The sequence below is a fragment of the Roseateles noduli genome, from assembly GCF_050626985.1.
Taxonomy (GTDB): domain Bacteria; phylum Pseudomonadota; class Gammaproteobacteria; order Burkholderiales; family Burkholderiaceae_C; genus Roseateles; species Roseateles noduli_A.
Genome location: NZ_CP192463.1, coordinates 757,303 through 780,599 on the forward strand (window position 1 = coordinate 757,303; position 23,297 = coordinate 780,599).

General features: G+C 68.5%; 21 protein-coding genes. 11 read left to right on the top strand and 10 right to left on the bottom strand.

All coding sequences use genetic code 11. The annotated features are described in order from the left end of the window. Positions 1-13 precede the first annotated feature (13 nt). Both ACQ4L4_RS03370 and ACQ4L4_RS03375 read left to right on the top strand, forming a co-directional pair. Positions 14-1,909 (top strand): propionate--CoA ligase, encoded by a 1,896-nt coding sequence (locus tag ACQ4L4_RS03370; RefSeq protein WP_431102781.1) that lies wholly within the window; start codon positions 14-16, stop codon positions 1,907-1,909. A gap of 112 nt (positions 1,910-2,021) precedes the next feature. Continuing rightward, positions 2,022-4,016 carry a M3 family metallopeptidase gene (locus ACQ4L4_RS03375; protein WP_431102782.1) on the top strand — a complete coding sequence of 665 codons (1,995 nt, stop codon included), beginning with the start codon at positions 2,022-2,024 and terminating at the stop codon, positions 4,014-4,016. Here ACQ4L4_RS03375 and ACQ4L4_RS03380 read toward each other — a convergent pair. Then, positions 4,001-4,849, bottom strand: coding sequence for an HAD family hydrolase (locus ACQ4L4_RS03380; protein ID WP_377155730.1), 849 nt, complete (start codon positions 4,847-4,849; stop codon positions 4,001-4,003). The two genes, ACQ4L4_RS03375 and ACQ4L4_RS03380, sit on opposite strands and share 16 nt — an antisense overlap. A 93-nt stretch (positions 4,850-4,942) precedes the next feature. Between ACQ4L4_RS03380 and mdtD the strand changes: the two genes are divergently transcribed. Continuing rightward, on the top strand, positions 4,943-6,406 hold the full coding sequence (gene mdtD, locus ACQ4L4_RS03385; RefSeq protein WP_431102783.1) for a multidrug transporter subunit MdtD: 1,464 nt from the start codon (positions 4,943-4,945) through the stop codon (positions 6,404-6,406). 96 nt (positions 6,407-6,502) lie between these two features. Here the strand turns inward: mdtD and ACQ4L4_RS03390 are convergent, their stop codons facing one another. The 3 genes from ACQ4L4_RS03390 to ACQ4L4_RS03400 all read right to left on the bottom strand — a co-directional run bounded on the left by ACQ4L4_RS03390 (position 6,503) and on the right by ACQ4L4_RS03400 (position 9,680). Further along, on the bottom strand, positions 6,503-8,236 hold the full coding sequence (locus ACQ4L4_RS03390) for a PhoH family protein (RefSeq protein ID WP_431102785.1): 1,734 nt from the start codon (positions 8,234-8,236) through the stop codon (positions 6,503-6,505). Between the two features lie 384 nt (positions 8,237-8,620). Continuing rightward, positions 8,621-9,100 (bottom strand): peroxiredoxin, encoded by a 480-nt coding sequence (locus ACQ4L4_RS03395; protein WP_067270239.1) that lies wholly within the window; start codon positions 9,098-9,100, stop codon positions 8,621-8,623. Between the two features lie 205 nt (positions 9,101-9,305). Continuing rightward, entirely contained in the window at positions 9,306-9,680 is a 375-nt protein-coding gene (locus ACQ4L4_RS03400; protein WP_431102786.1) for an Mth938-like domain-containing protein, read from the bottom strand. 166 nt (positions 9,681-9,846) lie between these two features. Between ACQ4L4_RS03400 and ACQ4L4_RS03405 the strand changes: the two genes are divergently transcribed. From ACQ4L4_RS03405 to ACQ4L4_RS03425, 5 genes are read left to right on the top strand one after another with little or no spacing between them, the layout of a single operon-like run. Then, entirely contained in the window at positions 9,847-11,073 is a 1,227-nt protein-coding gene (locus ACQ4L4_RS03405; protein ID WP_431102787.1) for a pyridoxal phosphate-dependent aminotransferase, read from the top strand. A gap of 27 nt (positions 11,074-11,100) precedes the next feature. Beyond that, positions 11,101-12,411, top strand: coding sequence for a homoserine dehydrogenase (locus ACQ4L4_RS03410; protein WP_431102788.1), 1,311 nt, complete (start codon positions 11,101-11,103; stop codon positions 12,409-12,411). Then, on the top strand, positions 12,408-13,817 hold the full coding sequence (gene thrC, locus ACQ4L4_RS03415; RefSeq protein WP_431102789.1) for a threonine synthase: 1,410 nt from the start codon (positions 12,408-12,410) through the stop codon (positions 13,815-13,817). The genes ACQ4L4_RS03410 and thrC overlap by 4 nt, the downstream gene beginning before the upstream one ends. Beyond that, a complete protein-coding gene (locus ACQ4L4_RS03420) occupies positions 13,810-15,099 on the top strand; it encodes a molybdopterin molybdotransferase MoeA (RefSeq protein WP_431102790.1) in 1,290 nt (429 codons plus the stop codon). Before thrC ends, ACQ4L4_RS03420 begins: the two co-directional genes overlap by 8 nt. Positions 15,100-15,125: 26 nt before the next feature. Next, positions 15,126-15,377, top strand: coding sequence for a MoaD/ThiS family protein (locus ACQ4L4_RS03425; protein ID WP_088408244.1), 252 nt, complete (start codon positions 15,126-15,128; stop codon positions 15,375-15,377). 94 nt (positions 15,378-15,471) lie between these two features. On the opposite strand, the gene ACQ4L4_RS03430 is transcribed toward ACQ4L4_RS03425, so the two are convergent. Beyond that, positions 15,472-16,284: an acyl-CoA thioesterase gene (locus ACQ4L4_RS03430; RefSeq protein ID WP_431102791.1), complete on the bottom strand. Its 813-nt coding sequence runs from the start codon at positions 16,282-16,284 to the stop codon at positions 15,472-15,474. A gap of 101 nt (positions 16,285-16,385) precedes the next feature. Between ACQ4L4_RS03430 and ACQ4L4_RS03435 the strand changes: the two genes are divergently transcribed. Together ACQ4L4_RS03435 and ACQ4L4_RS03440 are read left to right on the top strand one after the other, a co-directional pair. Then, positions 16,386-16,556 (top strand): hypothetical protein, encoded by a 171-nt coding sequence (locus tag ACQ4L4_RS03435; RefSeq protein ID WP_377155716.1) that lies wholly within the window; start codon positions 16,386-16,388, stop codon positions 16,554-16,556. A gap of 168 nt (positions 16,557-16,724) precedes the next feature. Beyond that, entirely contained in the window at positions 16,725-16,940 is a 216-nt protein-coding gene (locus ACQ4L4_RS03440) for a Fic family protein (protein WP_377155714.1), read from the top strand. Here the strand turns inward: ACQ4L4_RS03440 and ACQ4L4_RS03445 are convergent. The 4 genes from ACQ4L4_RS03445 to ACQ4L4_RS03460 all read right to left on the bottom strand — a co-directional run bounded on the left by ACQ4L4_RS03445 (position 16,937) and on the right by ACQ4L4_RS03460 (position 22,229). Continuing rightward, positions 16,937-18,595 (bottom strand): flavin monoamine oxidase family protein, encoded by a 1,659-nt coding sequence (locus tag ACQ4L4_RS03445; protein ID WP_431102792.1) that lies wholly within the window; start codon positions 18,593-18,595, stop codon positions 16,937-16,939. The two genes, ACQ4L4_RS03440 and ACQ4L4_RS03445, sit on opposite strands and share 4 nt — an antisense overlap. After that, positions 18,577-20,148 carry a polyamine aminopropyltransferase gene (locus tag ACQ4L4_RS03450; protein WP_431102793.1) on the bottom strand — a complete coding sequence of 524 codons (1,572 nt, stop codon included), beginning with the start codon at positions 20,146-20,148 and terminating at the stop codon, positions 18,577-18,579. Before ACQ4L4_RS03450 ends, ACQ4L4_RS03445 begins: the two co-directional genes overlap by 19 nt. Positions 20,149-20,401: 253 nt before the next feature. Then, entirely contained in the window at positions 20,402-21,334 is a 933-nt protein-coding gene (locus ACQ4L4_RS03455) for an SOS response-associated peptidase family protein (protein WP_431102794.1), read from the bottom strand. A 40-nt stretch (positions 21,335-21,374) separates the two neighbouring features. Then, positions 21,375-22,229: a metallophosphoesterase gene (locus ACQ4L4_RS03460; protein WP_431102795.1), complete on the bottom strand. Its 855-nt coding sequence runs from the start codon at positions 22,227-22,229 to the stop codon at positions 21,375-21,377. A gap of 99 nt (positions 22,230-22,328) precedes the next feature. Between ACQ4L4_RS03460 and ACQ4L4_RS03465 the strand changes: the two genes are divergently transcribed. Then, the gene (locus tag ACQ4L4_RS03465) at positions 22,329-22,613 is read left to right on the top strand and encodes a hypothetical protein (protein ID WP_431102796.1); all 285 of its coding nucleotides are present in this window, start codon (positions 22,329-22,331) and stop codon (positions 22,611-22,613) included. 98 nt (positions 22,614-22,711) lie between these two features. Here ACQ4L4_RS03465 and ACQ4L4_RS03470 read toward each other — a convergent pair whose 3' ends face one another. Next, entirely contained in the window at positions 22,712-23,272 is a 561-nt protein-coding gene (locus ACQ4L4_RS03470) for a phospholipase D family protein (protein WP_431102797.1), read from the bottom strand. Positions 23,273-23,297: the final 25 nt, after the last annotated feature.

Here is a 23,297-nt window from a genome sequence, read left to right on the forward strand (position 1 = left end):
CAAGGAGACCCCGATGACCGACAGCTACGCGGCGATGTACCGGCGTTCGATCGACGACCCGGACGGCTTCTGGACCGGGCAGGCGGCGTTGATCGACTGGGAGCGCCCGTTCGATCAGGTCTGCGACACGAGCCGGCCGCCGTTCGCGCGCTGGTTCGTCGGCGGGCGGACCAACCTGTGCCACAACGCGGTCGACCGCCACGCGGCCGCGCGGCCGGACGACGCCGCGCTGATCTGGGTGTCGAGCGAGGTCGACCAGGAGCGCGTCTTCAGCTTCGCCGCGCTCAAGGACGAGGTCGAGGCCATGGCCGCGATGCTGCGCGAGCAGGGGGTGGGCATCGGCGATCGTGTGCTCATCTACCTGCCGATGATTCCCGAGGCCGCCTTCGCGATGCTCGCCTGCGCGCGGATCGGCGCGATCCACTCGGTGGTGTTCGGCGGCTTCGCGAGCCACGCCCTGGCCAACCGCATCGACGACGCCGAGCCGGTGCTGATCGTCAGCGCGGATGCGGGCAGTCGCAACGGCAAGATCGTGCCCTACAAGCCGCTGCTCGATGAGGCGATCCGTCTGGCCGCGCACAAGCCGGCGAAGGTGCTGATGGTCGATCGCGGGCTCAGCGCGTTCGAGCGCGTCGACGGCCGCGACCTCGACTACGCGGAGCAACGCGGGCGGTTGCTCGGCACGCGCGTGCCCTGCGAATGGCTGCCCTCCGACGCCATCAGCTACACGCTCTACACCAGCGGCACGACCGGCAGGCCGAAGGGCGTGCAGCGCGATGTCGGCGGCTACGCCGTCGCGCTGGCCGCGAGCATGACGCACATCTACGACGGGCATCCGGGCGAGACCTTCTTCTCCACCAGCGACATCGGCTGGGTGGTCGGCCACAGCTACATCGTCTACGGCCCGCTGATCGCGGGCATGGCCACGCTGATGTACGAGGGCACGCCGGTGAGCCCCGATGCGGCGATCTGGTGGAAGCTCGTCGAGCGGCACCGTGTCACGGTGATGTTCAGCGCGCCGACCGCGGTGCGGGTGCTCAAGAAGCAGGACCCCGCCTGCCTCACGCGGCACGACTTGTCGTCGCTGCGCGCGCTGTTCCTCGCCGGCGAGCCGCTCGATGAACCGACGGCGCGCTGGATCGCCGATGCCATCGGCAAACCGATCGTCGACAACTACTGGCAGACCGAGACCGGCTGGCCGATCCTGACGTTGGCGCGCGGCGTCGAGCCTGCCGAGCCGAAGTTCGGTTCGCCGGGCGTGGCGATGTTCGGCTACCGCGTCCAGCTCCTCGACGAGCGCACCGGCGACGTGCTGGAGGCGCCGAACCAGAAGGGCCTGCTCACGATCGCGTATCCACTGCCGCCCGGCTGCATGCAGACCGTCTGGCGCGACGACGAGCGCTTCATCCGCACCTACTGGGAAAGCGTGCCGGGCCGGCAGGTGTACTCGACCTTCGACTGGGCCCTGCGCGACGAGGACGGCTACTACTTCATCCTCGGACGCAGCGACGACGTCATCAACGTCGCCGGTCACCGGCTCGGCACGCGCGAGATCGAGGAATGCATCGCCGGCCATCCCGCGGTGGCGGAGGTCGCCGTGGTCGGCGTGGCCGACGCGCTCAAGGGTCAGGTCGCGATGGCCTTCGCGGTGCTGAAGGACCCGGCGCGCGCCGCGACGCCGCAGGACGCGCTGGCGCTCGAAGGCGAGATCCTGAAGCGCGTCGATCAGCGCCTGGGCGCGGTGGCGCGGCCGTCGCGGGTGCGCTTCGTGGCGCAGCTGCCCAAGACGCGCTCGGGCAAGCTGCTGCGGCGCGCGATCCAGGCTGTCTGCGAGCATCGCGACCCCGGCGACCTGATCACCCTCGACGATCCGGCTGCGCTGCAGCAGATCCGCGATCTGTTGGCGTGATGGAGCGAGCGCGGGGTCGGGTTTCCTCTGCCCCAGGATGCGGGCACGACTTTCGGGATGGGTGAGGGCGGGGACGAGAATCCCCGCCATTCCGATTCCTGGAGAGTTTCCGATGGCCTCGACGCATGCGTTGATCCTGGCGGCCTGCGCGATCGTGTCCGCGCCGGCGTTCGCTCAATCCGAGGCTCGGGCGCCCGCGCTGCCCACGCCGGCGTTTCCCAGCTTCGCCGACGGCAAGGCCGTGGACCGGGCCTGTGATGCCGGTCTGAAGGCGCTGAACCGCGAGGTCGCCCAGTTGGCCAGGCGCAAGGTCGACAAGGGCTGGCTCGCCGCCTACGACCTGGTGATCGCGCATCACGAGGATGCGCGGTTCCCGATCGAATTCGTTCAGAACGTGCATGCCGACAAGGCCGTGCGCGACGCCGCCCAGGATTGCGCGCTGCGCTGGACCGACTTCCAGACCGCGCTGACGCAGAACGAGAAGATCTATCGCGGCCTGAAGACCGCGCCCGCCGCCGACGCGATCGACCGCGAACTCAAGCGCAACGCGCTGGGGCTGTTCGAGGACAGCGGCGTCGGCCTGTCGAAGGACAAGCGCTCGCGCGCCAAGCAGATCCTGGACCGGCTCTCCGCGCTCGACCAGCAGTTCTCGAAGGCGATCCGCGACGCCAACATCCGCGTCGCGTTCACCGCCGAGGAACTGCGCGGCGTGCCCGACGGCGTCTGGAAGGACAAGCCGCGCGACGACCAGGGGCGTTATCTGCTGGGCGTCGACAACCCGACCTACACCGCGCTGATGCAGACCGCCGAGAGCGGCGCCGCGCGCGAGCGCATCTGGCGCGCCAAGACCAACGAGGGCGGCGAGGGCAACCTCAAGCTGCTCACCGAGATCATCACGCTGCGCAAGGAGTACGCCGGGCTGTTCGGCTACGACAACTACGTCGACTTCAACCTGCGTCGCCAGATGGCCAAGGACGGGGCCACGGCGACGCGTTTCCTCGGCGAGGTCAAGGGCACCGTCCAACAGGGTGAACGCGCCGATCTGGAGGAGCTCCGCCGCGCGAAGGCCGCGCACCTCGGCACCGCGGTCGAGGCCACCACCGTGACGCAATGGGACGGCGTCTACTACGCGGAGCGCATCCGCAAGCAGCGCTTCACCGTCGACCAGGAAGCCTTCCGCCCGTACTTCCCGCCCGCCGAAAGTCTCGCCTTCACGCTGCGCGTCGTCGACCGGCTGCTCGGCGTGACGCACACCGCGGTGAAGCTGCCCGGCCTCTGGCATCCCGACGTCAAGGCCTACGTCGTCAGCGACACGGCCACGGGCAAGGCGCTCGGCACGCTCTACGTCGATCCCTTCCCGCGCGACGGCAAGTACAACCACGCGGCGGTCTGGCCGCTGCGCTCCAGCAGCACGCGCCTGGGGCGCCATCCTGCGGCGGCGCTGGTCGTCAACCTCGATCGCGGCGGGCTGTCGCTCGACGAGCTGGAGACACTGCTGCACGAGCTCGGCCATGCGGTCCACAACAACCTCGCCCACACGCGCGACGTGTCGCTGGGGCAATGGGCGGTGATGCACGACTTCGTCGAGGCGCCGTCGCAGATGCTCGAGGACTGGGTCTACGACCCGCGCGTGCTCAAGCTGATGGCCGAGGTCTGCCCGACCTGCAAGCCGGTGCCCGACGATCTCGTCGGCAAGGCCCGCGAGGCGCGCGACTTCGCCAAGGGCACGAAGTTCGGCCGCCAGCATCTGTACGCGAGTTATGACCTCGCGCTGCACGGTGCCGCCATCCAGGATCCGCTCGCGCTGTGGGCCAGGATGGAAGGCGACACGCCGCTGGGCCACGTGGCGGGCACGATGTTCCCGTCTCGCTTCGCGCACATCGCGGGCAGCTACGGCGCGGGCTACTACGGCTACCTGTGGAGCCTGGTCGTCGCGATGGACCTGCGCACGCCGTTCTCGGCCGACAAGCTCGATGCCGCGGTGGGCCGCCGTTATCGTGAGGCGGTGCTGTCGCGCGGCGCGGAGAAGCCGGCGCCGGAACTGGTGCGCGACTTCCTCGGTCGCGATGCCAACGCCAACGCGTTCTACGACTACTTGCGCAAGTAGGTCCGCCAGTCGTCGCGGATGAACTGCACCACGGCGTCCTCATGGTGGAAGCCGATGATGCGGTGCGCCGCCTGCTTCACGTCGTCGCTGGCGTTGGCCATCGCGACGGCGTGATGCGCCGCCTTCAGCATCGTCAGGTCGTTGACCTGGTCGCCGAAGACGACGAGTTCGCGCTCATGCAACGCGTAGCGCTGCGCCAGCGTCGCGATCGCCTGGTCCTTGCTGGCCCGGCGGTCGTGCACGTTGAGCCAGGGCCAGCCCGGCATGTAGAGGTCCTCGGCCAGGTGCGTCGTGACGAGGTCGCCGCAGGTGCTCAGGATCTCGGCCTGCAGCGCCTCCAGCGGCTCCGCGCGGCCGACCACCAGCAGCGTGACCAGCGGATCGTCCAGCTGGTCCTGCAGGCGGTCGACGTGGCGCAGCCGCGGATCGGCGTTGCGCTGGCGCTCGGTGACGAAGCGCTGCTGGCCTTCGTTCTGCACTTCCTGCCAGAAGAGCTGGTCGCCCTTGGCGCCGTGCGTCGCGATGAAGGGCATCAGGCCGTGCCGCCGCACCAGCGCGAAGATGGCCTGGCCGAGCGCGGGCTCCATCGCGTTGACCAGCTCATGTCGGCCGGTGCGCAGGTCGCTGATGTAGGCGCCGTTGGACGACACCACCGGCAATGAGATGGGCAGGCCTTCGAGGATGCGGGCGATCGACACCACATGCCGCGCGCTGGCGACGGTGAAGGCCAGGCCTTCGGCCAGCAGTTCGGTGAGGCCCGCGCGGGTGGCGGCGGAGAGGCGGGCCTGCGGATCGAGCAGGGTGCCGTCTAGATCGGAAACGTAGAAGCGCATGGGTCCTGGGCAGCGAGGTCCGGGGCGCGTCCGCGCGCCGCGACAGGCGCACATCCTACGCCGCCGGGGTCCGATACTTGCCGGATGCCGCCCATGCCTTCCTCCTCGACGACGCCGCTCGACGTGCTCGGTCGCCCGGTCCTCGACGACGCCACCCGCCGCTGGCTGCCGTGGGTCGTCGCGCTGGCGTTTTTCATGCAGACGCTGGACACGACCATCCTCAACACCGCGCTGCCGGGCATGGCGCGCGACCTCGGCGAAGACCCGCTGCGGATGCAGTCCGCCGTCGTCGCCTACCTGCTGACGGTGGCCCTGCTGATCCCCGCGTCGGGGTGGCTGGCGGACCGCTTCGGGACGAGGACCGTCTTCCTGTGGGCGATCGGGCTGTTCAGCCTGGGGTCGCTGGCATGCGCGGTCTCGCCCAGCCTGCATGTGCTGGTCGCGTCGCGGGTGGTGCAGGGCGTCGGCGGTGCGCTGCTCGTGCCCGTCGGACGGCTGGTCGTGCTGCGGGCCTTCCCGAAGGCCGAGTTCCTCGCGGTGATGACCTTCATCAGCCTGCCGGGGCTGGTCGGACCACTGCTCGGGCCGACGCTGGGCGGCGTGCTGGTGGAGTTCGTCAGCTGGCACTGGATCTTCCTGATCAACCTGCCGGTCGGCCTGGCCGGGGCCTTCGCCTGCCGCCGCTTCATGCCGGAGATCAAGGGCCCCATCGGCAAGCGCTTCGACTGGGGCGGCTACGGGCTGTTCAGCGTGGGGCTGATGCTGATGTCGCTGGCGCTGCAGGGCTTCGGCGAGCACATGGTCAGCGTCGCCGTGTGCTTCGTGATGCTGATCGCCGGCGTGGCCTGCATGATGGCCTACTGGCTGCACGCGACCCGCACGGACGAGCCGCTCTTCACGCCCGCGCTCTTCGCCGTGCCGACCTTCCGCATCGGGCTGCTGGGCAACGTCTTCGCGCGGCTGGGCAGCGGCGCGACGCCGTTCCTGACGCCGCTGTTCCTGCAGGTGGGGCTGGGCTTCTCGCCGAGCGAGGCGGGCCTGTCGATGATCCCGTCGGTGCTCGGCGCGATGTTCACCAAGACCCTGGCAATCCGCCTGATCAAGCGTGCCGGCTACCGCCGCGTGCTGATCGTCAACACGCTGCTGCTGGGCGTGCTGATCGCGAGCTTCGCGCTTATCCCGCGCGGCGTCGGGCATGTCTGGCTGGCGATCCACCTCGGGCTGTTCGGGATGGTCAACAGCATGCAGTTCACGGCGATGAACACGCTGACGCTGGGCGATCTCGACGAACGCACCGCCAGTCCCGGCAACAGCCTGCTGGCCGTGGTGATGCAATTGTCGATGAGCCTGGGCGTGGCGACCTCGAGTGCCTTCCTGCTGCTGTTCTCGCACGGGCTGCCGCGCACCGAGGGCGCCGCGATCGTTCCCGCCTTCCACGGCACCTATCTTGCGCTCGGCGCCATGGCTGCGCTGGCGGCGTTCATCTTCTACCAGCTGCGCCGCGACGAAGGTGCCGCCGAGGAGACCGTCCAGTCGAAACTGACCCCCGAAGAGTAGGGCGCGCTCGCCCGAAAGCAGGGATCGAAGCGGGAATGAAAAAGCCACCCCGAAGGGTGGCTTGGCGGGAGCGGGAAGGGCCGGCAGGCCCGCCGCTCAGAGCACCTCGGAGGCGAAGTCCGCAAGCCGCGAGCGCTCGCCGCGCGCCAGCGTGACGTGCCCGCTGTGCGCCCAGCCCTTGAACTTGTCGACCGCGAAGGTCAGGCCGGAGCTGCCCTCGGTCAGGTAGGGCGTGTCGATCTGCGCCAGGTTGCCCAGGCAGACGATCTTCGTGCCCGGACCCGCGCGTGTGATCAGCGTCTTCATCTGCTTGGGCGTCAGGTTCTGCGCCTCGTCGATGATCACGTACTTGTTCAGGAAGGTGCGCCCGCGCATGAAGTTCAGGCTCTTGATCTTGATCTTGCTGCGCACCAGGTCGTTGGTGGCCGCGCGGCCCCATTCCCCGGCGGCGCTGTCGCCGCGTCCCAGCACTTCCAGGTTGTCGTCGAGCGCGCCCATCCACGGGCCCATCTTTTCCTCTTCCGTGCCGGGCAGGAAACCGATGTCCTCGCCGACCGGGACCGTCACGCGGGTGACGATGATCTCGGTGTAGCGGCGCTCGTCGAGCACCTGCGACAGGCCGGCGGCCAGCGTCATCAGCGTCTTGCCCGTGCCGGCCGAGCCGGTCAGGGTGACGAAGTCGCAGTCCGGATCCATCAGCAGGTTCAGCGCGAAGTTCTGTTCGCGGTTGCGCGCGGTGACGCCCCAGACCGAATGCTTCTGGTGGCCGAAGTCCTTCAGCGTGCGCAGCACCGCGGTCTTGCCGGTGATCTCCTGCACCTTGGCGTAGAGCGGCGCGGCGCCCGGCGCTTCCAGGTAGATGAGCTGGTTCACCAGCAGCGTCGGCACCAGCGGGCCGCTGATCCGGTAGAACGTGGTGCCGCCTTGCTGCCAGCTCTCCATCGTCTTGCCGTGGCGCTCCCAGAAGTCCGCCGGCAGCGCCTGCACGCCGGTGTAGAGCAGGTCGGAGTCTTCCAGCGTCTTGTCGTTGCGGTAGTCCTCCGCCGGCAGGCCCAGCGCGCGGGCCTTGATGCGCATGTTGATGTCCTTGGACACCAGCACCACCTCGCGGCCCGGCTGTTGCTGCTTCAGCGCCTGGACGACGCCCAGGATCTGGTTGTCGGCCTTGCCCTGCGGCAGGCCTTGCGGCAGCGGGGCCTCGAACAGGGTCGTCTGGAAGAACAGCTTGCCGCCGGCCTCGCGGTGACCGGTCTGGTCCAGCGGCAGGCCCTTGGACATTTCCTCGATCGTGCTCGACTTGAGGCTGGTGGCCAGCGCGTCCAGATCGCGGCTGACCTGGCGCACGTTGCGGGCGACCTCGGTCATGCCCTTCTTGTGGCCGTCCAGCTCCTCGAGCGTGATCATCGGCAGGTAGATGTCATGTTCCTCGAAGCGGAACAACGACATCGGGTCATGCATCAGCACATTGGTGTCGAGCACGAACAGCTTGGGGTCACCGGCCGGCTTGCGCGCCTTGGCGCGGGTCGGGGCGGTTTTCTTCGCGGGGGCCCTGGACGGGGCCGGCGACACCAGCGCCAGCGACGGCGAATTGCCGCCGCGGGCTTCGACCGGCTCCGTGCGCGCACGCGCGTTGGCCGCGGACGGCTGTGCGGGAGCGGCGGCGGAATGGCTGGCCTCGGGCGCGTGCCGGGTCGCCGCGATCGGGGCGGCGAGGGGGGCGGACGGTCTGGCCTCGTTCTGGGGGAGCCGTTTGCTGGGCGACAGGTCGGTCGCGAAGGCGTCGGAATCTAGGCGGCTGGCGCGCTTGGTCGGAGGCTTGGGCAGTGGCATGTGCGGGGGTGACGGGCTTGCGTGATGAGCCTGGGTCGATGCGGACCAGGGGTCATGCCCCGGGCCTGACGGGCGGTGGCGATGCCGGAGGTATCGGCGGCATCGGGGGCCTCGAACTCGCACGCGGATCCCAGAAGACAAAAAGCCGCACCGGGGGCGGTGCGGCTCGTCCTTGGGAATTCATTCGCTGCGATCAGGCACAGGGGCATGCGGCTGATTATGCACAATTCGCGGCGTCCGCCCGTGACGGACGCATGGCGGCGTTGCTGTCAGACGCCGCCGTGCGCGGCTCAGCGCAAACCCGAGGTGTCGGCGATCGGATTCGATGGTCCGATGCGAAGTTCCGCGGCCCTCAGGACGTCCTGGCGCGGGCCGCGCAGACGATCAGGCGGCTTCCTTCTTGAGGGCCTTGACGGCCTTCAGGACTTCCTCGACGTGGCCGGCGACCTTCAGGCCGCGCCACTCTTCGCGCAGGATGCCCTGGGCGTCGATCAGGAATGTCGAGCGTTCGATGCCCTTGACCTTCTTGCCGTACATGATCTTGTTCTTCACCACGCCGAACATGTGGCAGAGTTTTTCTTCGGTGTCGGCGATCAGTTCGAACGGCAGTTCCAGGTTCTGCTTGAACTTGTCGTGCGAGGCCATGTTGTCGCGGGAAACTCCCAGCACGACGGCGCCGGCCTTGACGAATTCCTTGTGGTGATCACGGAACTGCATCGCTTCGGTCGTGCAGCCCGGGGTGTTGTCCTTCGGATAGAAGTACAGCACCACGACCCGACCCAGGAATTCCTTGGGAGTGAACTTCACGCCTCCCGTGGCAAGAGCTTCAATGTCCGGGAGGGGTTTGTTGAGCGCTGGCGTCATGTGGCGTTCTTCAGAGAGATGTGCCCGGGTGGGCATAGCCAGCGATTATACGTTGAATGGGTCGTTCCTCGCCCCCTCTGACATGGACGAGTAGGCAGCCTCCCAGAGAGAGGGAGGCAAGCCGCGGCGGCGGCAGGGTTCGCGGGGCCCGGGGCGGGCGTTCAGGACGCGATCAGGACGCGATCAGGACGCGATCATGTCGGGCTCATGGCTCGATCAGCAGGGCCGCCAGCACCGCGCGCCCCTCGCTGGCCAGCACGTTGTACGTGCGGCAGGCGGCGCCGATGTCCATCGTTTCCATGCCGATGCGGGCCTGGATCAGGCCCCGGTACAGCGCGGGCCTGACGAAGCGCAGCTTCGATCCGCTGCCGAAGATCACCAGCTCCGGCTTGAGCGCCAGGATGCGCTCGAAGTGCGCCTCGGTGAGGTCCTCGAAGCGGGTGACGTCCCAGTTCTCCGGCTGCCCTTGCCACGGCACCAGCACGCTGTGGGCCTGCTCGACGCCGTTGACCCACACGTGGTTCAGGTCGTGGGCCGAAATCATGTTGCCGCCGAGCGGCTGGTCGGGTTGAAATTTCATTGAGGGTGATTCTGGCAGCGACGGAGGGTGTCTCCCCGCGGGCGTGGGATTACCCGCGATAACCCTGTGTTTAAATCGATGGCCCTGATTTTCCCCTGTGCGTTCCCTTTGCGGAACCCTCGGAAAGCTCCGCAGAGCTTCCCGTGAAACCTCGCCCGGAGTCATCTTGAGAACCGTCGCCAAGTCCAGCAAGCTTTCCAGCGTCAGTTACGACATCCGCGGGCCTGTGCTGGACAAGGCGCGGCAGATGGAGGAAGAGGGCCAGAAGATCATCAAGCTCAACATCGGCAACACGGCGGTGTTCGGGCTGACGCCGCCGGACGAGATCGTCCAGGACATGATCCGCAACCTGGCCGACGCCGGCGGCTACACCGACAGCAAGGGGCTGTTCGCGCCGCGCAAGGCGGTGGTGCACTACACGCAGGAGAAGGGCATCCGCGGCGTGTCGGTGGACGATGTCTACCTGGGCAACGGCGCGTCCGAGCTGATCCAGATGGCGATCAACGCGCTGGTCAACGACGGCGACGAGATCCTGATCCCGTCGCCCGATTTCCCGCTCTACACGGCGGTGGTCGGCCTGTCGGGCGGCCGTCCGGTCCACTACCTGTGCGACGAGGGCACGGGCTGGCTGCCGGACCTGCAGGACATCGAATCGAAGATCACGCCGCGCACCCGCGGCATCATGGTCTGCAACCCCAACAACCCGACCGGCGCGCTGTATCCGGACGACGTGCTGCTGGGCATCATCGAGATCGCGCGGCGCCACGAGCTGATCGTCTTCGCCGACGAGATCTACGACAAGACGCTCTACGACGGCAACACCCACACCAGCATGGCCAGCCTGGCCGACGACGTGCTGTTCGTGACCTTCAACGGCCTGTCGAAGAACTACCGCAGCTGTGGCTACCGCGCCGGCTGGATGGTGGTGTCGGGCGAGAAGCGCCACGCCCGCGACTACATCGAGGGCCTGAACATGCTGGCCTCGCTGCGCCTGTGCGCCAACACGCCGGGCCAGCTCGCGATCCAGACGGCGCTCGGCGGCTACCAGAGCATCAAGGACCTGGTCGCGCCGACCGGCCGGCTGTGCCACCAGCGCGACCTCGCGTACGAGCTGCTGACGCAGATCCCGGGCGTGAGCGTCGTCAAGCCCAAGGCCGCGCTGTACATGTTCCCCCGCCTCGACCCCAAGATCTATCCGATCGAGGACGACCAGCAGTTCGCCTACGAACTGCTGGCCGAAGAGAAGGTGCTGATCGTCCAGGGGACGGGCTTCAACTGGAAAGCTCCCGATCATTTCCGGCTTGTGTTCCTGCCCAACACGGACGATCTCCGTGAAGCCATCGGCCGCATCGAGCGATTCCTGGCGCAATACCGCAAACGCCACGCACGCTGACCTCCCGACCTTCTGAAAGACAAGACGATGAACCCGATCAAAGTTGGCCTGCTGGGCATTGGCACCGTGGGCAGCGGCACGTTCCAGGTGTTGCGCCGCAACCAGGCGGAGATCCGCGGCCGCGCCGGCCGCGGCATCGAGATCGCGATGGTGGCCGACCTGGACGTCGAGCGCGCCCACAGCATCGTCGGCGACGCCTGCCCGGTGGTGGCCGACGCGCGCGACGTGATCGCGAACCCGGAGATCGACATCGTCGTCGAGCTCATCGGCGGCTACGGCATCGCGCGCACGCTGGTGCTGGACGCGATCAAGGCCGGCAAGCACGTGGTGACGGCCAACAAGGCGCTGCTGGCGGTGCACGGCAGCGAGATCTTCGCCGCGGCGCGCGAGCAGGGCGTGATGGTCGCCTTCGAGGCGGCGGTGGCCGGCGGCATCCCGATCATCAAGGCGCTGCGCGAGGGCCTGACGGCCAACCGCATCGAGTGGATCGCCGGGATCATCAACGGCACGACCAACTTCATCCTGTCGGAGATGCGCTCCAAGGGGCTGGACTTCGCGACGGTGCTGAAGGAGGCGCAGCGGCTGGGTTACGCCGAGGCCGATCCGACCTTCGACATCGAGGGCGTGGACGCCGCGCACAAGGCGACGATCATGAGCGCGATCGCGTTCGGGATCCCGGTGCAGTTCGATCAGGCGCATGTCGAGGGCATCACGGCGCTGCAGGCGACCGACATCAAGTACGCGGAGCAGCTCGGCTACCGCATCAAGCTGCTGGGCATCGCCCGCAGACGGGACAACGGCATCGAGCTGCGCGTGCATCCGACGCTGATCCCGTCGGGCCGGCTGATCGCCAACGTCGAGGGCGCGATGAACGCGGTGCTGGTGCAGGCCGACGCGGTCGGCACGACGCTGTATTACGGCAAGGGCGCGGGCGCGGAGCCGACGGCCTCGGCGGTGATCGCCGATCTGGTCGACATCACGCGCCTGGCGACGGCCGATCCGGACCACCGCGTGCCGCACCTGGCCTTCCAGCCGGACGCGATGAACAACACGCCGATCCTGCCGATGGCGCAGGTGCAGACGGCGTTCTACCTGCGGCTGCGGGTGGCGGACCAGGCGGGCGTGCTGTCGAGCATCACGACCATCCTGGCCGAGCACGAGATCAGCATCGACGCGGTGCTGCAGCGCGAGTCGGCCGAAGGCGAAAGCCAGACCGACCTGATCATCCTGACGCACGACACGCAGGAAGGCCGCATGAGCGAGGCGCTGGCGAAGATGCAGGCGCTGCAGACCGTGCTGGCGCCGATCGTGAAGCTGCGCAAGGAAGAGCTGGCGTGAAATACCTCAGCACCCGCGGCGACAAGGCCGAGCGCCACTTCTGCGACATCCTGCTGGAGGGCCTGGCGCCCGACGGCGGGCTGTATCTGCCGGTCGCGTATCCGCAGATCGATGCCGCCACGCTCGGCCGCTGGCGCGGCCTGTCGTACGCCGACCTGGCGTTCGAGATCCTGTCGCTCTACATCGACGACATCCCTGCCGCCGACCTGAAGGCGATCGCGCACCGGACCTACACCGAAGCCGTCTTCGGCACGCCGCAGATCACACCGCTGAAGCCGCTGGAGCCGGGCCTGGCGTTGGTCGCGCTGTCCAACGGTCCGACGCTGGCGTTCAAGGACATGGCGATGCAGTTGCTCGGCCAGCTGTTCGAGTACGAGCTCCAGCGCCGCGGCGAGACGCTGAACATCCTCGGCGCGACCTCCGGCGACACCGGCAGCGCCGCCGAGTACGCGATGCGCGGCAAGGCCGGCATCCAGGTCTTCATGCTGAGTCCGCACGGCCGCATGAGCCCGTTCCAGCAGGCGCAGATGTTCAGCCTGCAGGATCCCAACATCCACAACATCGCGGTGCAGGGCGTGTTCGACGACTGCCAGGACATCGTCAAGGCGGTGTCCAACGACCTCGACTTCAAGCGCGGTCACCGCATCGGCACCGTCAACTCGATCAACTGGGCGCGGCTGCTGGCGCAGGTCGTCTACTACTTCGCCGCGTACTTCCAGGCGACGAAGACCGACGACGAACGCGTGAGCTTCACCGTCCCGTCGGGCAACTTCGGCAACGTCTGCGCGGGCCACGTGGCGCGCCGGATGGGCCTGCCGATCGAGCGCCTGGTCGTGGCGACCAACGAGAACGACGTGCTCGACGAGTTCTTCCGCACCGGCGTCTATCGCCCGCGCGGCGCCGAGCACACGCTGGAGACCTCCAGCCCGTCGATGGACATCTCCAAGGCGAGCAACTTCGAGCGTTTCGTGTTCGATCTGCTGGACCGCGACGCCTCGCGCGTGAAGCGGCTGTTCGGCGAGGAACTGGCCTCGAAGGGCTTCTTCGAGATCACCGCCGAGGAGCGCGCCCGCATCGGCGAACGCTACGGTTTCGTCTCGGGGCGCAGCACGCATGAGGATCGCGTGGCGACGATCCGTCTGTGCCATCAGCAGTACGGTGTCGTCATCGACACGCACACGGCGGATGGCTTGAAGGTCGCGCTCGCGAAGCGCGAGCCGGGCGTGCCGATGCTGGTGCTGGAGACGGCGCTGCCGGCCAAGTTCGCCGTCACCATCGAAGAAGCGCTCGGCATCGTGCCGCCGCGTCCGGCCGCGCTCGACGATCTCGAGACGCGTCCGAAGCGCGTCAGCGTGATGCCGGTCTCGGTGGAACAGGTCAAGCAGTTCATCGTCGACCATGTCTGACGCGAAGAACGTCCCGGGCGCCGCTGCCACACCGCGCGCGCCGATGATGCCGATGGAGGAGGCGCTGGAGCGCCTGCTCTCGCAGGTCACGCCGCTGGGGCGGACCGAGTCGGTGACGACGCCGCTGGCGCGCGGTCGCGTGCTGGCGCAGGACCTGGTCTCGCCGCTGGACGTACCGCCCTACGACAACAGCGCCATGGACGGCTACGCGATGCGCGCGGCCGACGTCGCGGCGCTGGGCGGCGAAGGCGCGGTATTGCCGGTGTCGCAGCGCGTGGCGGCGGGCTCGGTGCCGCAGCCGCTGCAACCCGGCACGGCGGCGCGGATCTTCACCGGCGCGACCGTGCCCGAGGGCGCCGACTCCGTGCTGATGCAGGAGCAGTGCGAGGCGATCGCCGATGCCACGGGCGTGGCGGGCAGCCTCGGCCAGGTGCGCATCAACGGGCCGCTGACAGTGGGCCTGCACATCCGCCGTCGAGGCGAAGACCTGCGCGTCGGTCAACCGGTGCTGAGTGCCGGCATGCGCCTGAATGCGGCCTCGCTGGGCCTGGCCGCGACGGCCGGCGCGGCGGCGCTGACGGTGGCGGCGCGCCCTCGCGTCGCGCTGTTTTCGACCGGCGACGAGCTGGTGCTGCCCGGCCAGCCGCTGGGCCCCGGCCAGATCTACAACTCCAACCGCACGACGCTGCACGCGCTGCTGCTGGCGATGGGGTGCGAGGTGCGCGACCTGGGCATCGTGCCCGACTCGCTCGAGGCGACCCGCGCGGCCTTGCGCGAGGCATCGAAGGACGCGGACCTGATCCTGAGCTCCGGCGGCGTGTCCGTCGGCGAGGAGGACCACCTGAAGCCCGCGCTCGAGCGCGAAGGCCGCCTGGACCTGTGGCAGATCGCGATCAAGCCCGGCAAGCCGCTGGCGTTCGGCGAGGTGACCAGCACCGGCGGACGCACCTGGTTCATCGGACTGCCGGGCAACCCGGTGTCGAGCTTCGTGACCTTCCTCCTGTTCGTGCGGCCGGTACTGCTGCGGATGCAGGGCGCGACGCAGCTGACGCCGCGCGCCTTGCCGTTGCCGGCCGAGTTCACCTGGACGAAGGCCGACAAGCGCCGCGAGTTCCTGCGCGCGAAGCTGAGCGACGCGGGCGGGCTGCAGCTGTTCGGCAACCAGAGTTCGGGCGTGATGAGTTCGGCGGCGTGGGCCGACGGCCTGATCGACCTGCCGCCCGGCAGCACGGTGGCGCCGGGTCAGGTCTTGCGCTTCATTCCGTTCAACGAGCTGTTCTGACGGCTGTCCTGACGAATCGACCCGAGATGACGATCACCGTGCGCTACTTCGCCTCGCTGCGCGAGGCCCTGGGGACCGACGAACGCTTCCCTCACCACGCCGGCGCGACGCTGGGCTCGATCCGCGATGCGCTGATCGCCAGCGACGCGGCGCACGCGGAGGCGCTGGCGCGTGGCCGCGCGATCCGTTGCGCGCTGAACCAGCAGATCCTGCCCGAGGACACGCCCGTCGAGGACGGCGCGGAAGTGGCGTTCTTCCCGCCGGTCACGGGCGGTTGAATCGGTGACCGATCCGGCGGACGGGCTCGGCCGCCGTTCTAGGCCGAGCGGCGGATGAACGTCGCCGTTGATCGCCGCAACGGCGAGTGCCGCCTCACTCCTTGAAATAGACCATCTGGTGCGTGCTGGCCAGCATGTGGCCGTCGTCGCTCCAGACTTCGGCGGTCTGGTCGAAGTAGCCGTTGCGGAAATTGAGCGCCTTTGCCATCGCGAGCACGTGCCGGTCGCCCTGCTGCGCGAGCATGACCGAGTCCGCATGGAAGTAGGTCGTCAGCGTGACGGTGCCGATCGCGCCGGGCTTGCGGCGGCGGACGAAGATGCGCGGGAAGAAGCTGTCGCAGATCGCGGCGAGGGACGGGAAGTCCATCGGGCGCGCGGGCTCGTCGCGGACCCAGTAGCGGCTGATCGAGTGCGGCTGCTCCTGGCCGTCGAACGGCCCCGGACCGAAGCCGGGCAGGAAGCGCATGTCGTAGCGCGAGACCCAGGCGGGCAGGAAGCCGACCTTCGGCAGCGGCTGGAGTTCCGCGGCGGGCGGCACGTCCGCGGGCAGCTCGGCTTCCTTCGCGGACCAGGTCTCGCGACGCTGCGCGAAGACGGCGCTGCCGGTGGCGGCGACCTCGCCGTTCTGCGTGAGTTCGAGCACCCAATGCTGCGTCGACCGATTCGTGCGGGCGGGGCGGGCTTCGACCTCGAAGGCGCCGTCGGCGAGCGGGCTGCAGAAGTTGATCGTCAGCGCGATCGGCTCGCCGATGCGCTCCGAATGCAGCAACGCGGCGTTGAGCATCGCCGCACCAGTCGTGCCGCCGAACGGACCGACCATGTTGGCGTAGGCCGGATTCGTCGCACCGGCGAAGCGGTGGCCGCCGGCAGGGGCGAGCAGGATGGCTTGGTCGAGGTCGTGAGGCATGCGGGCTCCTTGAGGCCAATTCTTACTGATCCGAGTCATGGACGCTCGAGGAGGCCTCACGCAAGATCTGACCCTCATCAACGACATCAGGAGGGACGACGATGGATGAAGCGATCAGGAAGCGGATCGGCATTCCGGCATTGAAGGAACGGATCATGCATCCCGCCAAGCACATGACGCCGCGGGAGGGTATCGATCCGGAGACGATGGCTGCGGCGAAGAAGGTCATGGAAGTGCATCGCGACGTTCTTCGCGCCCTTGCCAAGCGATGACGTCATGCTCAGCGAACAAGAGGTCCGCGACTTTCATGAGTCCATCCTGTTGAATGAGGGTGGCTTGCCAGGTGACCGCGATGTCGGTTCTCTGGACGGTGCGCTGGCACGCGTCAGCCACCGGCTTCAGTACGGAGAGATCGGAGATGTCTTTGAGAGATTGCAGCCATGTATGCGGTGGCAGTCGCTCGGGGGCATGTCTTCAATGACGGAAACAAGAGGACCGGCCTCGTCGCTGCGTTGACCTATCTGGGCAGGGAGGGAATCGACCTGCAGAGGTGTCTTCAACTTGAAGAGGCTATGGTTTGCGTTGCGGAGGGATCCTTGGACGAAAAAGGGTTTGCTGAAATTCTGCAAGCGCTGCATCACGCACCGCGCTTCTAGCGAGGAGGTCGGCGCGTCAAGCGCGCCGCCACCACCTCACCTTGCGTGAACGCCTCCTCGAACACCGAGTACCCCGCCAGATCCGCATGCGCGAAATGAAGCCGCCCTTGCGGGCGCTCGCGCAGCGCGGTCAGCGCCTGTGACCCGCGCAGCCCCGGATGCGGAATGCTCATCGCGTGTCCGTAGCGCATCAGCTCGATGCGCTGCAGCCGCTCCGGCAGGTCCGGGTGCATCGGCGCCATGTCCGCGAGCACGCGTGCCGCCCACGCGCGCCAGTCGTCCTGCAGCAGGTCCTTGCGCTGTGACTCGCGCAGCGAGCGGTAGGCGGTCAGCACCATCGGACCACGGCTCGGATCAAGGTCCTGCTGGTTCGCGTTGACGTAGCCCAGGGCCTCGCCGCCGTAGGCGACGTTGTCCCAGGACATCGGCGCGCCGAGCCGCTCCAGCGGCGGCGCGTCGAGCAACAGGTTCGTCACCAGCCACGGCGCGTAGCGCATGCCTTTCGCGGCCTCGGTCAGCGCTGGCGGTGGCTGCTCCAGAAGCCGCGCCGCGATGAACAGCGGCATCGCCATCACGACCTGATCGGCTTCCCACAACTCCGCCACCTGGTCCCTGTCGTTCCAGACAAGCACCTGCACGCCATGGCGCTCCTCGCGCACGCGCAGCGCCGTGCGTCCGCCGTGGAAGGCCTCGCCGAGCGGCGCGGCCAGGCGCTCGGACAACCAGCCATTGCCTTGCGGCCAGGTCAGCACGGCCTCGCGTTCCTCGCCGCTCATGAAGCCGTGGCGGCTGCCGAAGTAGTGCAGCCCCGCCCACGCGGACACCTGCGTGGCATCGGCGCCGTAATCGTCGCGGCAGCAGTAGTCCAGGTACCAGCGCAGCGGCGCGGCGGTCAGTTGGTGCTCGTCGAGCCACGCGGCGAAGGTCTTCGCGTCGAGCGCCTGGTGCGCCGGCGTCCATGCGTGATGGGTGCTCGGCATCGCGAAGCCGACCTCATGCCGCGCCCGGTCGACCAGTTCACCGAAGCGGCGGTACTGCGCCTGCACCTCCGGCGACTCGGCCGGCGGCAGCAGCCCGTCGACCCACTGGTCGTGCCACCAGAGCCGCTCCTGCGGGCTGTGGCAGAGCCAGCGTTCCTCGTAGACGGTGCGACCGTGCTCCTGGCGGGCGAGTCCGAGGTCCTCCAGCAGCGCGCGCACCTCGACGGCCTCCGGCCCCGGCGTGGGCAGGTAGTGCGCGCCCAGCGGGCAGCGCAGCCCTCCGCCGAGCGCCGGGCCCGCGCCGATGCGATGCCCACGGCTGTTGCCTCCGGGGACATCCTCCAGATCGAGCAGCGCGACATCGACGCCTTGCAGTCGCAGCCGGCGCGCGCAGGCCAGTCCCGCGATCCCCGCGCCGAGCACCAGCACCTGCGCGCGCTGGGGCGCGCCGGTGGCCGCCGACCAGACGGGCAGGGCGCCGCGCAGCCGATGGCCGCGCTCCCAGTTCGCGCCGGTCCAGCCGCCGGGCAGTTCCACGAGGCGCTCGGCCAGCCGATCGGCGAGCGGCCGCGCGTCGCGGCCGCTCGCCGACAGCATCGGCACCAGCGATGTGGCCAGCGAGGCCGCCAGCGTGCGCGTCAGCAGGTCACGCCGCTTCAATGCAACTTGCCCCATTCGCGCTCGAACTCGTGCACCAGCACCTGGTTGGACAGGCGGTTCACTTCGAGCCCTTCAGGTCGCGCCATGTCCGGCGGGAAGCTCATCAGCGCCGGGATGCCGTCGATGCTCAGGAAGCGCAGCCCCGGCGGCAACTGGCGCGGCATCGACCACGGACGCCGGCTCGCCAGCACGAAGCCCCATTCGCCGAAGCTCGGCACGTGGGCGTGGTACGGCGTCGCGGTGAGGCCGACCGACTCCACCGTGTTCACGACGGTCCAGAACGCGCGCGGCGCCACCAGCGGCGAGGTCGACTGGATCACCGCGTACCCCGATGCGCTCAGGTGCTGGTCGACCATCTTGTAGAGGCTGGCCGTGTACAGCTTGCCGAGCGCGAAATTGCTCGGATCGGGGAAGTCGATGACGATGACGTCGAATATCTCGTCGGTCGTCTCCAGCCAGCTGAAGGCGTCCGCGTTGACGATGTGCAGCTTCGGGCTCAGCAGCGCGTCCTTGTTCAGCTGTCTTAGCAGCGGCATCGTCGAGAACAGCGTCGTCATGTGCGGGTCGAGCTCGACCAGCGTGACCTGCTCGACGGACGGATAGCGCAGGATCTCGCGCACCGCCATGCCGTCGCCGCCGCCCAGCACCAGCACCTTGCGCGGCGCGCCCTGCGCGGCCATCGCGGGATGCACGAGGGCCTCGTGATAGCGGTACTCGTCGCGCGAGTGGAACTGCAGGTTGCCGTTGAGGAACAACCGCGTGCCCGCCGCGCCCTGCGTGACGACGATGCGCTGGTAGTTGCTGCTTTCCTTGAACACGATCTGCTCGCCGTAGAAGCGGTCCTCGGCCCAGGTGCTGAGCCGGTCGGCGCCGGCCATCGCCGCGGCGAGCAGCCCGATCGCCACCGCGCAGGTCAGCGCGTGCGAGCGCCAGCCGCGCAGCTCCGCGCGGAACAGCCACAGCGCCCACACCGCGACCGCGACGTTCAGCAGCCCGAAGAACAGCCCCGTGCGCACCAGCCCGAGGTTGGGCACCAGCAGCAGCGGAAACGCGACGGCGACCAGCAGCGCGCCGAGGTAGTCGAAGGTCAGCACCTGCGACACCAGTTCCTTGAGCGCGTAGCGCTGCCGGAAGTGACGCTTGAGGATGCGCATCACCAGCGGGATCTCCAGGCCGACCAGCATGCCCACGAGCAGCACCAGCCCGTACAGCAGCACGCGGAAGGCGGCGACCTGCGATGGCGGCAGCAGGCTGTGCGCGGTGAAGAGCGCCGCGGGCATCAGCCCGCCGATGACGCCGACGAGCAGCTCCAGCCGCAGGAAGTGCGCGATCAGCTGGCGGTCGATGTAGCGTGACAGCCAGGACCCGACGCCCATCGCGAAGAGGTAGGCGCCGATGATGGTCGAGAACTGCAGGACGGAGTCGCCGAGCAGGTAGCTCGCGAGCGCGCCGGCCGCGAGCTCGTAGACCAGCCCGCAGGCGGCGATGACGAAGACGCTGGCGAGCAGCAGCACCTCGGGCAGCGAGGCGCGCGCGGGGGCGTCGTCGACGGTGGGCTCTTGAGACATGGGGCGCGAGGCTATCACGCGCGCGAGGGTGGTCTCAGCCTTGGCGCTCGGCCTCGGGCGGGTGCCGGCCGACGGCATCGTCATCGCCGTGGCAATGCAGATGCAGATGCAGATGCAGGGCGTCGCTTACCGGGAGGTCGTCCATCCCGACCTGTCGTCGCTGCCGCCGACGCTCCTCCTGATCGTGCCCGCGGTGCTGCTGCTTACCCCGCTGCTCCTGCTGCTGAACTCGGCGCTCTTCACCGGCCTGCAATCAGGCCGCGAGCCGGTGCTCGTAGAACGGTCGCTCGCGGTCGTCGAGCAGGCGCTGCATGGCCGCCACATCGCCTTGCGGGTTCAGCCACGCGTCGAGGTGGGCCTCCTTGATCGGGATCACGCAGCGGTCATGTCCCGTGGCCGCGATCTCGGGCGGCGGGTCGTCGGTGATCGCGGCGAAGGACAGGAGCGGCGGCTCGCCGGACGCCTCCGGCGATTCCCAGCGGGACCACAGGCAGGCCACCAGCATGTCCCCGTGACCTTGCGGACGGAACTCGAGCACCACCTTGCGGCCGTCGCGCTCGACGATCTCGAAGAACGCGTCCGCGACCATCACGCCGTGGCTCACGCCGAACTGGCCCTTCCAGAAGCCGGCGAGGCCGTCGCGGCGCGCGTTGTACGTGCCTGGAAACCTGGTGTCGAAGAACGCGGGCTTGCCGGCAGGGCGGCATTGATAGCGCATCGGCTTGAGCACGCGTTGGCCGTTCTCCATGACGATGACCGGCACGTACCAGCCGGGGTAGATGCGGGAGTCCTGTTCCTCGGTCGGCAGATCGCGGCGCAGGTCGCCGAGCCAGCGCAGGCGCTGGTCGATCTTGTTCAGGGCGATGCGCCGGCTGTCCTCGGCGGTCCTGGTCGCTTTCGCGGCGAGCTTGCGTTCGGCGTCGGCGACACGGCGGCGCAGCTCGAAAAGCTCCTGCTCGATTTCCCCGGTCCGTGACTCACGGTAGCGGACGACGGCGTCCCAGGCGCGCTGCTCGTCGTCCGTGCGCGGGTCCGCGAACATCGCCTCCATCGTCTTGGGCAGGGGCAGCTTGCGGCCGTCGGCGCGTTCCCAGAAGAGCTCGATGTAATCGGCCAGCGAGATCTTCACGCCCAGGCGGGCGCAGAAGGTCTTCCATTCCTGGCGGATGCGGGCGCTGTAGCACATGGCGGCGATGCTAGCGCCGGCATGGCGGCGACGGCCTCCCTCAATCGCGGGCCGTGCCGCTCACGCTGAACATCACCCACTCCGGCCGCATGTTGATGCGGACCGGATAGATGCTGACGCCCAGACCGCTGGTGATGTAGACCGGCTGGCCGCCGACGTCCACCCACCCGTGGGTCTTGTCCTTCGGCCAGCCGTGCGGCGCGACGGCGGAGCCGACGAACGGGATCCAGACCTGACCCCCATGCGTGTGCGCGGCCACGGCAAGACCTGGCACCGGCGGCAGAGCGAGTGCGCTGGCGGGGTCATGCATCAGCGTCAGCGCCTGGGCGCCGGCGGGCAACTGGCGCGCGGCGCGGACCGGGTCGCTCTGCATCGAGGTCCTGTCGCCGATGCCCAGCACCCACACGTCGGTGTCGGGCAGCGGCACCGCTTCGTTCAGCAGCACCTTGATGCCGGCCGCGCCCAGCGCTCGACTGAACCTCGGGCCGTCGGTCCACCAGTCGTGGTTGCCCAGCACGGCGTACACACCGCGCGTGGCGCGCAGGCGGCCGAGCACGGCGGCCACGTCTTCCGGCGTCGTGCCGTCCTCGCCGCGACCGTAGATGAAATCGCCGGGCAACAGCACGACGTCGGGCTTGGCGGCGTTGATCTCGTCGACGATGGCGTTGGCGCGCGCGATCGTCATGACGTGCTTGAACTCGTGCGTGATGTGCCAGTCGGAGGCGACCGCCACCTTCAGCGCTGGAGGACCGCGCCAGCCGGGCACCTCGACGGCGATCTCGCGATGCGCCACCCAGCGGGGCTCGATCAGGAATCCCCAGACCGCCAGCAAGGCGAGGGCGAGCAGCAGGACGAGCAGGAACTTGAAGACTTTGCGGAGCGCGGACAGCAGCATCGAGAGGCGTCGGGGACGTCGTGGATCGAAGAGGGAAGGGACAGTATCGACGGATCCGCGGTGCCCCTATGATCCGGCCCGAATCTGGAGCGGCCACGTATGAAGACCCTGCAGGAACTGGAACGATCCCACCAACGTTGGAAGCGCGTGTTCGCCGCTGCCGCGTTCGTGCTGGTGCTGTGCCTCGTGGACCTGTTTCCGATGCAGGCCACTGGCTTGGAGCGATTCAGCTGCTACACGATCGGGAGCTTCGCCGTGCTGATCGCGCTCCTGGCGGCGAGGCGGTTGGGCGACGCGGATCGCGCGGAGGCCGTTGCCGAAGGTCAATGGCTCAATGCGCACGAGAACCAGGAGCTGCCCAGCCTGCCGGATGTCGATGATTGATCGGCCGGACGGCGAGGCTTGTCGACCCGGGATCGATGAGGCGGGGGGTCTGGCGCTGATCGCGCACGCTCGTTCCAGCGCAGTTGCGGCGCACGTGATCAGGGCACGGGCGGTGACGCCGACTTCTCGGAGAAGGCCTTGGCGTCATAGGGCTTGCCGAGGTCCCACCTCGACTGCCAGTGCGCCAGGTATTGCCGGACGATCTCAGGCGCGTTGCGGATCACCACGACGTTCTCGGAGTTGAGCGTCTCCGCCGACGGCGCGAAGTTGAACGAGCCCGTTTCGACCGTGTGCCCGTCCACGATGATCGTCTTGTCGTGGTGGATGTGGAAGTGGTCGTTGGTGCGCAGCTCCACGCCGCGGCTGGTCACGAAGTCCATCGCCTTCTTGCTGGGCTTGTTCTGGTTGCGCTTCCTGTCCACGACCACCTGCACCTGAACGCCGCGCTGCCTCGCATCGACGAGCGCCTGCATGATGTCGGGCGCCTGGAAGGCATAGGCCAGGATCTGGATGCGCTCCTTGGCGCCGACTATGGTCTCCAGCACGAGCTGGCGTGCCGAGCCTTCGGGTGAAAAGCCGACCTGGATCTCGGGTTCGGACCAGGTGGTGAGGGGAACGCACAGCAGGGCCGCGAGCGTCAGGCATCGGATCGGTGTCAAGAGACTTTCCTCCTGCGCGTGTTTT

Coding starts and splice junctions, on each gene's coding strand:
- ACQ4L4_RS03370 (WP_431102781.1), top strand. CDS start 14: ATGACCGACAGCTACGCGGCGATGTACCGGCGTTCGATCGACGACCCG.
- ACQ4L4_RS03375 (WP_431102782.1), top strand. CDS start 2,022: ATGGCCTCGACGCATGCGTTGATCCTGGCGGCCTGCGCGATCGTGTCC.
- ACQ4L4_RS03380 (WP_377155730.1), bottom strand. CDS start 4,849: ATGCGCTTCTACGTTTCCGATCTAGACGGCACCCTGCTCGATCCGCAG.
- mdtD (WP_431102783.1), top strand. CDS start 4,943: ATGCCTTCCTCCTCGACGACGCCGCTCGACGTGCTCGGTCGCCCGGTC.
- ACQ4L4_RS03390 (WP_431102785.1), bottom strand. CDS start 8,236: ATGCCACTGCCCAAGCCTCCGACCAAGCGCGCCAGCCGCCTAGATTCC.
- ACQ4L4_RS03395 (WP_067270239.1), bottom strand. CDS start 9,100: ATGACGCCAGCGCTCAACAAACCCCTCCCGGACATTGAAGCTCTTGCC.
- ACQ4L4_RS03400 (WP_431102786.1), bottom strand. CDS start 9,680: ATGAAATTTCAACCCGACCAGCCGCTCGGCGGCAACATGATTTCGGCC.
- ACQ4L4_RS03410 (WP_431102788.1), top strand. CDS start 11,101: ATGAACCCGATCAAAGTTGGCCTGCTGGGCATTGGCACCGTGGGCAGC.
- ACQ4L4_RS03420 (WP_431102790.1), top strand. CDS start 13,810: ATGTCTGACGCGAAGAACGTCCCGGGCGCCGCTGCCACACCGCGCGCG.
- ACQ4L4_RS03425 (WP_088408244.1), top strand. CDS start 15,126: ATGACGATCACCGTGCGCTACTTCGCCTCGCTGCGCGAGGCCCTGGGG.
- ACQ4L4_RS03430 (WP_431102791.1), bottom strand. CDS start 16,284: ATGCCTCACGACCTCGACCAAGCCATCCTGCTCGCCCCTGCCGGCGGC.
- ACQ4L4_RS03435 (WP_377155716.1), top strand. CDS start 16,386: ATGGATGAAGCGATCAGGAAGCGGATCGGCATTCCGGCATTGAAGGAA.
- ACQ4L4_RS03440 (WP_377155714.1), top strand. CDS start 16,725: ATGTATGCGGTGGCAGTCGCTCGGGGGCATGTCTTCAATGACGGAAAC.
- ACQ4L4_RS03445 (WP_431102792.1), bottom strand. CDS start 18,595: ATGGGGCAAGTTGCATTGAAGCGGCGTGACCTGCTGACGCGCACGCTG.
- ACQ4L4_RS03450 (WP_431102793.1), bottom strand. CDS start 20,148: ATGTCTCAAGAGCCCACCGTCGACGACGCCCCCGCGCGCGCCTCGCTG.
- ACQ4L4_RS03455 (WP_431102794.1), bottom strand. CDS start 21,334: ATGTGCTACAGCGCCCGCATCCGCCAGGAATGGAAGACCTTCTGCGCC.
- ACQ4L4_RS03460 (WP_431102795.1), bottom strand. CDS start 22,229: ATGCTGCTGTCCGCGCTCCGCAAAGTCTTCAAGTTCCTGCTCGTCCTG.
- ACQ4L4_RS03465 (WP_431102796.1), top strand. CDS start 22,329: ATGAAGACCCTGCAGGAACTGGAACGATCCCACCAACGTTGGAAGCGC.